The organism is Lentzea alba, from assembly GCF_011067745.1.
In the GTDB taxonomy this organism is placed as follows: Bacteria; Actinomycetota; Actinomycetes; order Mycobacteriales; family Pseudonocardiaceae; genus Lentzea; species Lentzea alba.
This window is the reverse complement of the sequence record NZ_JAAMPJ010000020.1, coordinates 76433-89193: the sequence shown is the minus strand read 5'-3', so window position 1 is coordinate 89193 and position 12761 is coordinate 76433. Positions and strand designations below refer to the sequence as shown.

Sequence of the window (12761 nt, the reverse complement as noted above, 5' to 3'; positions counted from 1 at the left end):
CATCAACCTCAGGTTGATGAAAGCTCCCCTCATCAACCTTCAGCGTGCTCCGATCGGCGGGCATCGCTGATCTTGTCGGTGCAGCGTGGTGAAATCGAGTCGTGGCACTTCCACCCCAGCTGGTCCGCCGGAAGCCGGAGACGCGCCCGCGTCCCCGGTGGGACGCCGCTGCCCAGCGGGTCTTCGGGCACGAGGGTTTCCTGCGGGTGCTCGGCGGTCCCGGCACGGGCAAGACGACGTTGCTGGCCGAGCTGGCGGCGCACGTCGTGCTGGAGCAGGGGGCTGACCCGGAGAACGTGCTGGTGCTGACCGCGAACCGCCGTGCGTCCGTGGCGTTGCGCGCGCACATCACGCGGTTGCTGACGGGGCGGTTGTCGACGATCCGCGAGCCGTTGGTGCGGACCGTGCACTCGTACGCGTTCGCGGTGCTGCGCAACCAGGCCGTGCTGCTCGGCGAGCCGCCTCCCCGGTTGCTGTCCGGGCCTGATCAGGACGCGATGGTCCGCGAACTGCTCGCCGGTGACGTCGATCTGGGCGCGCTGCAGTGGCCGGAGCGGTTGCGGCCGGCGTTGGAGCTGCCGGGGTTCGCGCACGAGCTGCGCGACCTGCTGTTGCGGGCGGCCGAACGCGGTCTGGGGCCGGAGGACCTGATCGAGCTCGGTGGGGAGCACGGGCGGGACGAGTGGGTGGCGGCCGGCCGGTTCGGGGCGCAGTACGAGGCGGTGAACCTGCTGTCCGGCATGGACTCCGCGACGGCGTACGCCCCCGCGTACGACGCTGCCGAGCTCGTGTCGAGCGCCTATGCGGCGTTCGTGAACGACGAGGAGCTGCTGTTCGGCGAACGGCGGCGGGTGCGGTACCTGCTCGTCGACGACGCCCAGCACCTCGATCCGATGCAGTACTCGCTGATCAGTTCGCTGGGGTCGGGTGCCGCGCGGTTCGTCCTGGCCGGTGATCCGGACCAGGCGATCTTCACGTTCCGCGGTGCCGATCCGGAGATCCTGCGGGACGTGCCGGGCGAGACCGTGGTGTTGCGGCAGTCGCACCGGATGACGCCCGAGGTCCGGGACGCGGTGGCCCGGCTGGCTGCCCGGCTGCCGGGTGCTTCTCCCGCGCGTTCGGTGCTGCCGGCCGACGGTGAGGGGTCGGTGCAGGTGCGGTTGCTCGCGTCGTCCGCGCAGGAGGCTTCCTGGGTGGCCGACCAGTTGCGGCGCTCGCACCTGGCCGATGAGGTGCCGTGGTCGCAGATGGCGGTGGTCGTGCGGTCGGCGACGTTGTCCTTGCCGGTCTTGCAACGGGCGTTGCTCGCCGCTGGTGTGCCGGTGGCGGTGCCGTCGGACGAGTTGCCGTTGGCGCAGCAGCCTTCCGTGCGTCCGTTGCTGGCTCTCGTTCGTGCCGCTGCTTCGCCCGGGTCGCTGGACGAGGACACGGCGGCGATGCTGTTGTCGTCCTCCTACGGTGGCGCGGATCCGTTGGCGCTGCGGCGGTTGCGACGGGGTCTGCGGCGGCTGGAGATGGCTGCCGGTGGTGACCGGCCGAGCGGTGAGTTGCTGGTCGAGGTCGTGGAGACCTCGGACCGGCTGGCCGCCCTGGAGGACGCGGAGTCGCTGCCCGCGCGGCGGATCGCGCACCTGCTGGCGTTGGCGCGCAAGGCGATCGAGGCCGGGAAGTCGGTCGAGGTCGTGCTGTGGGACCTGTGGACGGCGACCGGTCTGCAGGAGCGCTGGGTGGCGCAGTCGGCCCGGCGCGGGATGCCGGGCATGCAGGCGGACCGCGATCTCGACGCGATCGTGGCGTTGTTCGAGGCGGCCGCGAAGTACGTCGACCGGCTGCCCGGCTCTGGCGTCGCCGGGTTCGCGGACTACCTGGAGTCGCAACGGATCGTCGGCGACACGCTGGCCGCGGCCGCTCCGACCGGCGAGGCGGTGTCGGTGCTGACCGCGCACTCGGCGGCCGGTCGCGAGTGGGAGGTCGTCGCGGTGCCGGGCGTGCAGGAGGGCAGCTGGCCTGATCTGCGGCTGCGCGGCACGGTGCTGGGCGTCGAACGCATGGTGGACGTGCTGGCCGGCCTCGAACCGTCGGTGTCGGCGGTCGCGCCGATCCTGGCCGAGGAGCGCCGGCTGTTGCTGGTGGCCGCTTCCCGGGCCCGGTCGAAGCTGCTGATCAGCGCCGTCCGCGGGGAGGACGAGCAGCCGTCGCGGTTCCTCGACGAGATCGAGTCGTCCGCCGAGGACGAACGGAAGCTGCACCGGCCGCAGCGCGGTCTGGTGCTGGGCGAACTGGTCGGTGAACTGCGCCGGGTGGTGTGCTCGGACACGGAGGATCCCGCGCGCCGGTCGCGCGCGGCCGAGCAGCTGGCCCGGCTGGCCGAGGCCGGGGTGCCCGGCGCGCACCCGGAGTCCTGGTACGGATTGGCCGAGGTGTCGATCGACGCTCCACTGTGGACGGAAGACCAGAAGGTCAGCGTGACGCCGTCGACCATCGAGGTGATCACGAAGTGCCCGCTGCGGTGGGTGGTCGAGCGGCACGGCGGCCAGGACCCGGCCGAGCTCGCCTCGGTGACCGGCACGCTGGTGCACGCCTTGGCGCAGGCGGCCGCGTCGGGCGCTGACTCCGCGCAGCTGCGCGTGAAACTGGACGAGGCGTGGGCGGCGGTCGACGCCGGAGCGCCGTGGTTCTCCCGCCGCGAACGCCTGCGCGTGGAGAAGATGCTCGACACGTTCCTCGCCTGGTTGGCCATGAGCCGCAGCCAGCTCACCCAGGTCGCGGTCGAGGAGGAGATGGTCGTCGAGGTCCCGAAGCGCGACGGCGGCCCGTGGCTGCAGGTGCGCGGCCGGGTCGACCGCCTCGAACGCGACGAGGACGGCCGCCCGGTCGTGATCGACCTCAAGACCGGCAAGAGCCCGGTGTCGCGCGAGGCGTCGCAGGAACATCCGCAGCTGGCCGTCTACCAGCTGGCGTCGTCGCTGGGCGGCTTCACGCACATCGGCCTGGGCACCGAGCCCGGCGGGGCGCGGCTGCTGTACGTCGCGAAGGAGGACAAGAAGACGGGTGCGGTCGAACGCACCCAGGCGCCGCTGGACGAGCAGGGCGTCCAGGCGTGGCTGGAGGTGGTGCAGGGCGCCGCGGAGTCCGTGCTGGGCCCGCAGTACACGGCGCGCGAGAACGCGGACTGCGACCGCTGCCCGGCGCGCACGACGTGCCCGGTCCACCCGTCCGGGCGGCAAGTGAGTGAGTAAGTGGTGTTTGACCTGCACGTTTCAGTGTTCGAAATGGTCGGCGAACACACCGGGCCGGGTGGTGCGGACGCGTACGGGCCGGGTAGGAAGATGTGTGGGTGACGTTGCTCAGCACCTGTGACCGCGCTGCCGCCTTCGGGGCCGGTTCCGTGCTGCGCGAGCTGGGTGCCCGATGACCGTCAGCCCGTTTGAGATCGCTGAGGCGCTCGGGCTGAACAAGCCGACCCCCGAGCAGGCCGAGGTGATCGCCGCACCCGCGCAGCCCGCGCTGGTCGTGGCGGGCGCCGGCGCGGGCAAGACCGAGACCATGGCCGCGCGCGTGGTGTGGCTGGTCGCGAACGGCCTGGTGCTGCCGGACCGGGTGCTGGGCCTCACGTTCACGCGCAAGGCGGCGCGTCAGCTCGCGGACCGGGTGCGGGCGCGGTTGCGCAGGCTGGCCGGATCGTCCTTGTTGGACGACCTGGATCCCAGCGGTGAGCGCAAGATGGCCGTGCTGACCGGTGAGCCCGTCGTGCTGACGTACCACGCGTACGCCGGGCGGCTGGTGACCGAGCACGGGCTGCGGCTGCCGGTCGAGCCGGGCGTGCGGCTGCTCACCCAGACGGCGTCGTGGCAGCTCGCGCACCGCGTGGTGTCGACGTGGGCGAAGGACCTGGACACGGACAAGGTGCCTGCCACGGTCACCGGCTACCTGCTGTCGCTGGCCGGTGAGCTGGGTGAGCACCTGGTGACGCCGGAAGAGTTGGAAGCGCACGCCGCCGAGCTGTGCGCGTTGATCGAGAACGCTCCGAAGGCGCCGCGGCAGCGCGACGCGTTGCCGGAGAAGTTGCGCGAAGTCATTGCGGCACAACGGTTGCGGGTTGCCTTGCTGCCGTTGCTGGAGGCGTACCAGCAGCGCAAGCGCAAGGAAGCCGCGCTGGACTTCGCGGACCAGATGTCGCTGGCCGCGCAGCTCGCCGCGTTCCCCGAGGTGTCTTCCGGTGAGCGCGAACGCTACGGCGCGGTCCTGCTGGACGAGTACCAGGACACCGGGCACGCGCAGCGGGTGCTGTTGCGGTCGTTGTTCGGTGACGGCGAGCCGATGCCGGTGACGTCGGTGGGCGACCCGGCGCAGGCGATCTACGGCTGGCGCGGGGCGTCCGCGGCGAACCTGCCGCGCTTCGCCGACGACTTCCCGCCGACCAGGAAGTTCGGGCTGCTGACCAGCTTCCGCAATCCGCCGGAGGTCCTGGAACTGGCGAACGCCGTGTCGTTGCCGCTGCGCCAGGCCGGTCTGGACGTCGACGAACTGCGCGCGCGGCCCGGTGCCGGTCCCGGTGACGTGCGTCTCGCCCTGCACGAGGACATCCGCCAGGAGCTCGACTGGATGGCGGACAACTTCGCGGCGCAGTGGGAGGCGCACCTCGACACCGAAGGCGTACCGCCGACCGCCGCCGTGCTGGTGCGCCGGCGTTCGGACATGGCGGCGATCGCGGCGGCGTTGCGCGAGCGCGGGTTGCCGGTCGAGGTCGTGGGTCTTGGCGGGTTGCTGGACGAACCCGAGGTGCGCGACCTGGTCTCGGCGCTGCGGGTGCTGGTAGATCCCTTGGCCGGAACCGCTGCCGCTCGGTTGCTGACCGGTTCGCGCTGGCGGCTGGCGGCCGTCGACCTGGCCGCTTTGTGGTCACGGGCGCGGGATCTGGCCGGTGTCGCGCCGCGACAGTCCGTTGTGGACGATCCACTGCTGGTGCTGGCGGACGCGCTGCCCGGAGAACACGCCGAGCAGGCCGGCCTGGCCGACGCGCTGGACGATCCCGGTGACCCGGACGCCTATTCGCAGGACGGCTACCGGCGGATCCGGCGGCTCGGCGGCGAGCTGGCGGCGTTGCGGCGCAGGCTCGACCAACCGCTGTCCGAACTGGTGGCGGACGTCGAGCGCACGCTGCTGCTGGACATCGAGTCGATGTCGCGTCCCGGCATGGTCGGTCGCGCGCACCTCGACGCCTTCTCCGACGTGGTCACGGACTTCGCGGCGGCCAGCCCGTCCGCGACCTTGCCGTCGTTGCTGGACTACCTCTACACCGCCGAACACGCCGAGGACGGCCTGGAACCCGGCGAGGTCGAGGTCTCCGAGGACCGCGTCCAGATCCTCACCGTGCACTCCGCCAAGGGGTTGGAGTGGCGGATCGTCGCGCTGCCACACCTGGTGCGCGACGTGTTCCCCGGCCGCAAGAAGTCCTCGTGCTGGCTCAAGTCCGTGACCGAGCTCCCCGCGTCGCTGCGCGGCGACTCGGCCGACCTGCCGGTGTTGAAGCTGTCCGCCGGCTTCAACCGCAAGGAGGTCGACGAGGCGCTGGCCATCCACGCCGAGGAGTTCGAAGACCGCCGCCTGGTCGAGGAGCGCCGCCTGTTCTACGTCGGCGTCACGCGCGCCGAGCACACCCTGTTCATGTCGGGCCACTGGTGGTCGGAGTCCGGCGAGAAGCCCAAGGGCCCCTCGGTGTTCCTGCAGGAGATGCACGAGGTCCTGCAGCGCGACAACCCGCCCGGCGACATCTCCGCGTGGGCTCCCGAACCCGAGGCGGACACCCCGAACCCGCTCGCCGAGGACGTGAAGACCTCCCAGTGGCCCGCCGACCCCCTGGGCAAACGCCGGGACGCCGTGGTCGAGGGCGCCGCGATGGTGCTGGCCGCGCTGGACGCGCTGCGCAACACCCCGCCCGAGCCGTTGCCGCTGATCTTCGAAGAGGTCGCGCCGGAGGTCGTCGAGGAGGACTACCCGCCGCCCACCGACGAGCCTCCGGACGACGACTTCCCGCCGGAGCCCGAACCGCTGCCCGACGACGTGGTGCCCGACGACCCGGAGATGCCGGAAGAAGACGACCCGGACGGCTGGGCCCGCGACGTCGACGTGCTGCTGGCCGAACGCGCCGCCGCCCAGAACCGCCGGGAACAGGTCGAGCTGCCCGACCACCTGTCGGTCTCCCAACTGGTGGAGCTGGCCAAGGACCCGGACGCCCTGGCGCGCCGGTTGCGCCGGCCGTTGCCGTTCCCGCCGAACCCGCTGGCGCGCCGCGGCACCGCGTTCCACACGTGGCTGGAGAACCGCTTCGGCGCCACCCGGTTGCTGGACATCGACGAGCTGCCCGGCGCGGGTGACTCCGACGCCGCTCCGGACGCGGACCTGGAGAAGTTGAAGGAGGCGTTCCTGCGGAGCGCCTGGGCGGACCGGACGCCGCATGACGTCGAGGTGCCGTTCGAGGCGGAGTTCGACGGGATCTCGGTGCGGGGCCGGATGGACGCCGTGTACCGCGATCCGGACGGCTGGACGGTCGTGGACTGGAAGACCGGCGCGGTGCCGGACGCGGACGCCCTGCCGGCGCTGTCGGTGCAGCTCGCCGCGTATCGGCTGGCCTGGGCCGCGCTGGTGGGAGAGCCGTTGGAGAACGTGCGGGCCGCGTTCCACTACGTGCGGCACGACCACACGGAACGGCCGGCGGACCTGCTGGACGAGCAGGGGTTGAAGGACCTGATCCGGTCCGTGGAGTGAGTCAGGCTCCGGCGGGAGCGTGCGAGGCCTTCAGGACCCGTTCGTAGAGGACCTCGAGCAGCCACCGGCCGAACAGGGACGGGCCGAACTCGGGCGAGCGGTCCTCCGGCGGCACCATCAGGTCCGCGGTGGAGTCGTCGGCCACCACCACGCCGATGCCGTAGTAGTCGAGTTCGATGTACGACCAGGCCTGGGACTCGTCGGTGCGGGGGAGCATCACCGCGCACGGGGCCAGGGTCAGCAGGGTGCCGCACGACTGGAGGGCGCGGTCTGTCGTGGACTCGCTGACCAGGACGCCCACGAGTTCCACGGCGGCCACCGGGAGGCGGTCGTGGGCCTCCGGTTCGAACCAGGAGCGGAACCAGGACGGGTCGGCTCTCGGCGGCCAGCCGTTCTGGGTTCTCCACTCGTGCACTTCGGGCAGCAGACGCACCACCGCGGACACCTGCTGACCCAGGACGGCGACGTCGGGAACGACGACTCCGTCCCAGCCGAGCGCGGTTGCGGCGCGCTGAAGAAGCGTGTGCACAGGGCGCATCCTAAGGTTCCTCGCGCGGAAAATGACAGCGTTTGCGGGATACTTGGTTAAGGATTACCCAGGGTGTTCATGGAGCGGCTTTGGCCACTTTCCAGGCCCAAGCCACGAGCGGGATCTGCAATGGCAGGCGACCATACGCCAGGGCCCGCGCCTTCGGCGACTTGTCGCGGAAATCGCGAGCCATTTTCACATTTGCCGGGAAGACGGCGATGAACAACGCGGCGGCGGCCAGCCCGCCCAGACGGCGCGTGCGGGGCACGGCCACCGCGGTCGCGACCGCGAGTTCGGCGACGCCGGACGCGTAGGTCCACTGCCTCGGGGTGCCGGGCAACGTGCGGGGGACGATCGCGTCGTAGAACTTCGGCCTGGTGAAGTGGGTCACTCCCGCCAGGCCGAGCAGTGCGGCCAGAGCCATCGCCGACCGCGCTCGGGAACGGTTCGGTTCCATGCGGTCACCCTGTCATGCCTACGCCGCGTAGGCGAGGTGGGCCTGGCCTATTCTCCACGAGCGTGGCAGGTGATTCTCATCATCCCGAACGTCGTCCCGAACGCGCCGCGATCGCCGCGCTGACCGAGTCCTTCGTGGCCGGGCTCTGCGAGTGGATCAGGATCCCGTCGATCGGCGTCGACCCGGCGCACCGCGTTGACGTGCTCAGATCCGCCGAGTGGCTGGCGGATCGGCTGCGCGAGGACGGCTGGCCGGAGATCCGGATCTGGGGCGAGGGACCGGCGCTTCCGGCGGTCTACGCGTGCTGGCCGGCCGCGGATCCCGAGGCGCCGACCGTGCTCGTCTACGGTCACCACGACGTGCAGCCGGTCGATCCGGTCGAGCGCTGGCACCACCCGCCGTTCGAGCCCGTGATCAGCGGCGACGAGATCAGAGGGCGCGGCGCGAGCGACGACAAGGGGCAGGTCGCGATGCACCTGCTCGCGGTGAAGGCGCATCTGGCCGCGACCGGGCAGGACGCGCCGAGCGTCACGCTGAAACTCTTCATCGAGGGTGAGGAGGAATCGGGTTCTCCGCACCTGCGAAAACTGCTCGAAGACCACAAAAAGGACCTCGACTGCGATCTTGTCGTGTTCACGGACACGGCGTTGCACGAACGCGAGGCGCCCACCGTCAACACCGGGCAGCGGGGTGTTCTCGGCGGGGAGATCACCTTCTTCGGCGGCACCGAGGACGTTCATTCCGGGCGCGCGGGCGGTGCGATTCCGAACCCGGCGACGGCGCTGGCGAAACTGATCGCCGCGCTGCACGACGACAACGGCCGTATTCAGCTCGAAGGGTTCTACGACGACGTCCTGGAACCGTCCACAAAGGAGCGCGAGGACTACGCCGAGCTGCCGTTCGACGAGCGGAAGTGGCTGGCGCACAACGGAGGCGGCGCGCAGGCGGTCACTGGCGAGCCCGGTTACACCACGCTCGAACGGATCTGGGTCCGGCCGACCGCCGAGGTCAACGGGATCAGCAGCGGCTACACCGGTCCCGGCCTGAAGACGATCATCCCCGCGACCGCGACGGCGAAGATCAGCTTCCGGCTGGTGCCGGACCAGCACCCGGCGAAGGTGAAGGACCAGCTGGAGGAGTTCGTCGCGAAGCACACGCCGGCGGGCATCCGGGCGGAGGTCAGCTTCCGGGGCGAGGGCGTGCCGCCGTACGCGATCAGCCCGGACGACCCGGCCAACGCGACGGTCAAGGAGGCGCTGGAGCTCGCGTTCGACCAGCCGGTCAGGTTCGCGCGGGCCGGCGGATCGGGGCCCGCGGCGGTCTTGCAGGCGTGGCTCGGGGTGCCCCTCGTGTACCTCGGCGCGACCTTGCCGGATGATCGCGTGCACGCGCCGAACGAGCGCGTTGTGGTGCCGTTGCTCCTCAAAGGCGCGGAGGCGGCTGCTCACCTGTGGCGGATGTTGCCCGAGAGGTTGACCCGATGAGCCTGTCTGACGAGGCGTCGCATTCGCTCGTCGGCGTGATCAGGATGCCTGACCAGGCGCAAAGCCCTGGCCGCGCGATCCTCAAACGCGTCGTCGGTGCGATGGGCGCGCTGTTGCTCGCGGTGCTGATCGTCTACCTGGACCGCGACGGCTACCGCGACGTCAACGAGGACGGCGTCTCGCTGCTCGATTCCTTCTACTACGCGACGGTGTCTCTCTCGACGACCGGCTACGGCGACATCACGCCCGCGTCGTCGTCGGCGCGGCTGGTCAACGTTCTGGTCATCACGCCGTTGCGGGTCCTGTTCCTGATCGTGCTGGTCGGCACGACACTCGAAGTTCTCACCGAGCGCTCCCGGCAGGCGTTGCGCATTCAGAAGTGGAGGCGGATCGTGCGGGACCACGTTGTGGTCGTCGGCTACGGCACGAAGGGACGGTCGGCGGTCGCAGCGCTGCTCGGTGACGGTGTGGAGCCCGGCTCGATCGTCGTCGTGGACACCGTGCAGGAGTCGCTCGACGCCGCGTCTGCCATCGGGCTCGTGACCGTGCATGGTTCCGGTACGCGCAACGACGTGCTGAGGGTCGCCGGTGCGGCCCGAGCGCGCGCGATCGTCGTTGCCCCGAACCGGGACGACACGGCGGTGCTGGTGACGTTGACCGCCCGCGAGCTCGCGCCCAAGGCGCAGATCGTGGCGTCGGTGCGAGAGCGGGAGAACGAGCACCTGCTGAAGCAGTCCGGTGCCGACTCGGTGGTCGTGTCGTCGGAGACCGCCGGCCGGCTTCTGGGCATGGCCACGGCGACGCCGTCGGTGGTGGCGATGGTGGAGGACCTGCTCACGCCCGACGCGGGGCTCGCGATCGCGGAGCGGGACGTCGAGAAGAGCGAGATCGGCGGGTCGCCGCGGCACCTGCCCGACATCGTGCTGGGCGTGGTGCGGGGCAAGACCCTCTACCGGGTGGACGCTCCCGAGGCGGACGCGATCGAGCCGGGGGACCGGCTGCTGTACGTCAAGAAGGTGACTCCTCCCGGCGAGGAGTAGACAGCACGCCGACATCCTGCCTCGGCGTCGCCGAGGCAGGATGTTCGACTCATCAGCGGATCAGGATGGGGCCAACTGGGCCCAGGCCTGGTCCGGGTAGCCGGCGCACTCGGTTTGCACCAACTGGGCGTTGTCGTTGTTCCCGCGGACGAGCAGGCACTTGCCGCTGTTGACGTTTCGCAGCCAGAAGTAAACGGCGGGCGTATAAGGGATGATCTCCCAGTACTGGTCGGCGTAGTCCAGGCACGTGAACTGGACTACGGGTGCCTCGTTCGCAGAACCTCGGACGAGCAGGCACTTGCCGCTGTTCATGTTGTAGATCTGGAACTTTCCCCCGCCCTTGGCGGCGAGGTTCCACCTCTGGTCTTGGTAGGCCAGGCACGTGTACTGGACGATGGGCGTGTTGTCGGCCCCGCCCCGGGCCAGAGCGCACTTGGTGCTGTTCCAGTTCACGAGCCGGAAGCCGAGGTCGATCTCCACGTCCGTCTGCGTTGGTTCCGCGCTCGCGGGCTGAAAGACGCCGGCCAAGGCGAGTGCTACTCCGAAAAATGCGGTCGCGATTCGAATTCTTGCGCGCTTCACAAAGCCCCCAGGCTGAAAAGTGAACACTGGGAACCACGGTATTGCGGAGTTCGGAAGAGCGGAATAGACCGAACGGAGCTAAGAAACCCGCTCCTGCCGCGGAGTGGGCAGCACCGCCGGCGCTCGCAGAGGCGCATAGCGGAAGAGGAATGCGTAGAAGCCGCCCGCCAGGGCTGCCATGCACAGCAGCAACGCGGTGAGACGGCGCCCGACCGGCAGTCCGGAGGGGACCGAGGAGGCGGAGGAGACCATGTCGTTGCCGGTCGTGACGATCTCGACGGTCTCGCCCTTGCTGTGGCCGCAGCCGTCCAGCTTGGCCTGTTTCTTCTGACCGCCGGCGTCCCATTCGACGGTGTCCATGCCCTGGCCGCACGCGCCGGTCTCGACGACGGTCGCGGCCACGGGTCTGGGGGGTTCCTCGGCGCCGAGCACCTTGGCGGGCACCAAGAGCGCGACCGCGACCCCGATCCCGACCAGTCCTACGACCAGCAGGATGAACACCCATCTGTCCGGGCTTCGCGGAACCGCCACACTGCGATGTTCGCAGACGCGGCGGTCCGCGTGGAGCCCAGGTTTATTTCGGCAGCTGGCGCAGCTGCTCGACCTTGATGGTCTTGCCGTCGGACACGGTCCCGGTCACGGTGACGAGGTCGCCGTTCTTCGGCTTCTCGCTCACGGCCGACAGGTCGAGAGGCGTCTGCAGGCCGTCCACCTGCACCAACGTGGCGTTGTTGCCGTTGACGTCCTTGATCGTGCCGCGCTCGTTGGCCTTGGCCAGGGCCACGTTGAGCGCCTTGCCGTCCTTCACCCGCACGGTCACGCGCTGGTCGGCCTTGAGCCCGGCGAGGTCGCCGCCGCGCAGCTTCGTGGAGCCGTCCGTGGTCAACGACACGTCGCTGCCGTCGTCCTTGGTGATGGTGAGCTTGCCGGTCTCGACCGACTTCACGCGTCCGACGACGAGCGTGCTGTCCTTCAGTTTCGCCTTGTCCGGGCGGCCCGGCTTGCCAGGACCGCCGGGGTGACGTTCCGCGAACGCCGCGTTCGGCGCGCTGTCGTGGCCTTCGGCCGCTGTCGCGACCGCGATGCCGCCGACGGTGAGCCCGACGGCCGCGACGATGGCGCCGGCCCACGCTGATTTCTTCGACATGGGGCACAGCGTGCGCGCGCAATCTGAGCGTGAGCTGAAGGCGAGTCGCCCGAAGTCCGGATGATCAGCAGAATGGTGAGGTGTCCGCCAGGGTGTTGGTGATCGAGGACGCCGAGGCGATCGGCGCCGCGGTGTCGTCCGCGTTGCGCGAGTCCGGGTACGAGGTGCAGCACCGGCTGGACGGGCGCCAGCTGGAGGCCGACCTGGGGCGGTTCCGCCCCGACCTGGTCGTGCTCGACGTGATGCTGCCCGGCCGCGACGGTTTCCAGCTCCTCGAGGTGATCCGTCGTGCGTCCGGCGCCGGGGTGGTCATGCTGACCGCGCGCGACGGCGTGCCGGACCGGTTGCGCGGGCTGTCCGGCGGTGCCGACGACTACGTGGGCAAGCCGTTCGTGCTGGCCGAGCTGGTGGCGCGGGTGTCCGCCGTGTTGCGACGCCTCGGCCGGACGCCCTCGACGGTGCAGGTCGGTGACCTGGTGGTGGACGCCGATGCGGGCGTGGTGATGCGCGCTGATCAGACGATCGAGCTGACCGCGACCGAGCTGCGGCTGCTGGTGTACCTGGCGGCTCAGCGTGGGCGGGTGGTGTCGAAGACGCAGATCTTGACCGCCGTGTGGGGTTACGAGGACTACGACCCGAACCTCGTCGAGGTCCACATTTCCGCCGTGCGACGCAAGTTGGAGGAGCACGGACCACGGCTCGTGCACACCGTGCGAGGCCTTGGGTACGTGCTGCGGGCCGACGAATGAGTTTG

The 12761-nt window shown here is 70.3% G+C and carries 10 protein-coding genes; 5 read left to right on the top strand and 5 right to left on the bottom strand.

Translation table 11 applies throughout. The features are described 5' to 3' along the window. The first annotated feature begins 101 nt into the window (after window positions 1-101). Window positions 102-3239: an ATP-dependent helicase gene (locus G7043_RS45570; protein WP_166055656.1), complete on the top strand. Its 3138-nt coding sequence runs from the start codon at window positions 102-104 to the stop codon at window positions 3237-3239. A gap of 172 nt (window positions 3240-3411) precedes the next feature. Next, window positions 3412-6768: an ATP-dependent helicase gene (locus G7043_RS45565; protein ID WP_166055654.1), complete on the top strand. Its 3357-nt coding sequence runs from the start codon at window positions 3412-3414 to the stop codon at window positions 6766-6768. A 1-nt stretch (window position 6769) separates the two neighbouring features. Here the strand turns inward: G7043_RS45565 and G7043_RS45560 are convergent, their stop codons facing one another. Both G7043_RS45560 and G7043_RS45555 read right to left on the bottom strand, forming a co-directional pair. After that, on the bottom strand, window positions 6770-7297 hold the full coding sequence (locus G7043_RS45560; protein ID WP_242643408.1) for a hypothetical protein: 528 nt from the start codon (window positions 7295-7297) through the stop codon (window positions 6770-6772). Window positions 7298-7373: 76 nt separating this feature from the next. Then, on the bottom strand, window positions 7374-7754 hold the full coding sequence (locus G7043_RS45555) for a DoxX family protein (protein ID WP_166055650.1): 381 nt from the start codon (window positions 7752-7754) through the stop codon (window positions 7374-7376). 62 nt (window positions 7755-7816) lie between these two features. On the opposite strand from G7043_RS45555, the gene G7043_RS45550 reads away from it, so the two are divergent. Both G7043_RS45550 and G7043_RS45545 read left to right on the top strand, forming a co-directional pair. Beyond that, window positions 7817-9238 carry a M20/M25/M40 family metallo-hydrolase gene (locus G7043_RS45550; RefSeq protein ID WP_313888416.1) on the top strand — a complete coding sequence of 474 codons (1422 nt, stop codon included), beginning with the start codon at window positions 7817-7819 and terminating at the stop codon, window positions 9236-9238. Then, window positions 9235-10278 (top strand): potassium channel family protein, encoded by a 1044-nt coding sequence (locus G7043_RS45545; protein ID WP_166055645.1) that lies wholly within the window; start codon window positions 9235-9237, stop codon window positions 10276-10278. The genes G7043_RS45550 and G7043_RS45545 overlap by 4 nt, the downstream gene beginning before the upstream one ends. A 60-nt stretch (window positions 10279-10338) precedes the next feature. On the opposite strand, the gene G7043_RS45540 is transcribed toward G7043_RS45545, so the two are convergent. From G7043_RS45540 to G7043_RS45530, 3 genes are all read right to left on the bottom strand, one after another. Continuing rightward, entirely contained in the window at window positions 10339-10758 is a 420-nt protein-coding gene (locus tag G7043_RS45540; RefSeq protein WP_166055643.1) for an RICIN domain-containing protein, read from the bottom strand. 180 nt (window positions 10759-10938) lie between these two features. Continuing rightward, window positions 10939-11391: a hypothetical protein gene (locus G7043_RS45535; RefSeq protein ID WP_166055641.1), complete on the bottom strand. Its 453-nt coding sequence runs from the start codon at window positions 11389-11391 to the stop codon at window positions 10939-10941. Window positions 11392-11434: 43 nt separating this feature from the next. Further along, on the bottom strand, window positions 11435-12007 hold the full coding sequence (locus G7043_RS45530; protein WP_166055639.1) for a hypothetical protein: 573 nt from the start codon (window positions 12005-12007) through the stop codon (window positions 11435-11437). Between the two features lie 80 nt (window positions 12008-12087). Here G7043_RS45530 and G7043_RS45525 point away from each other — a divergent pair, with 80 nt between their 5' ends. Beyond that, on the top strand, window positions 12088-12756 hold the full coding sequence (locus tag G7043_RS45525) for a response regulator transcription factor (protein WP_166055637.1): 669 nt from the start codon (window positions 12088-12090) through the stop codon (window positions 12754-12756). Window positions 12757-12761: the final 5 nt, after the last annotated feature.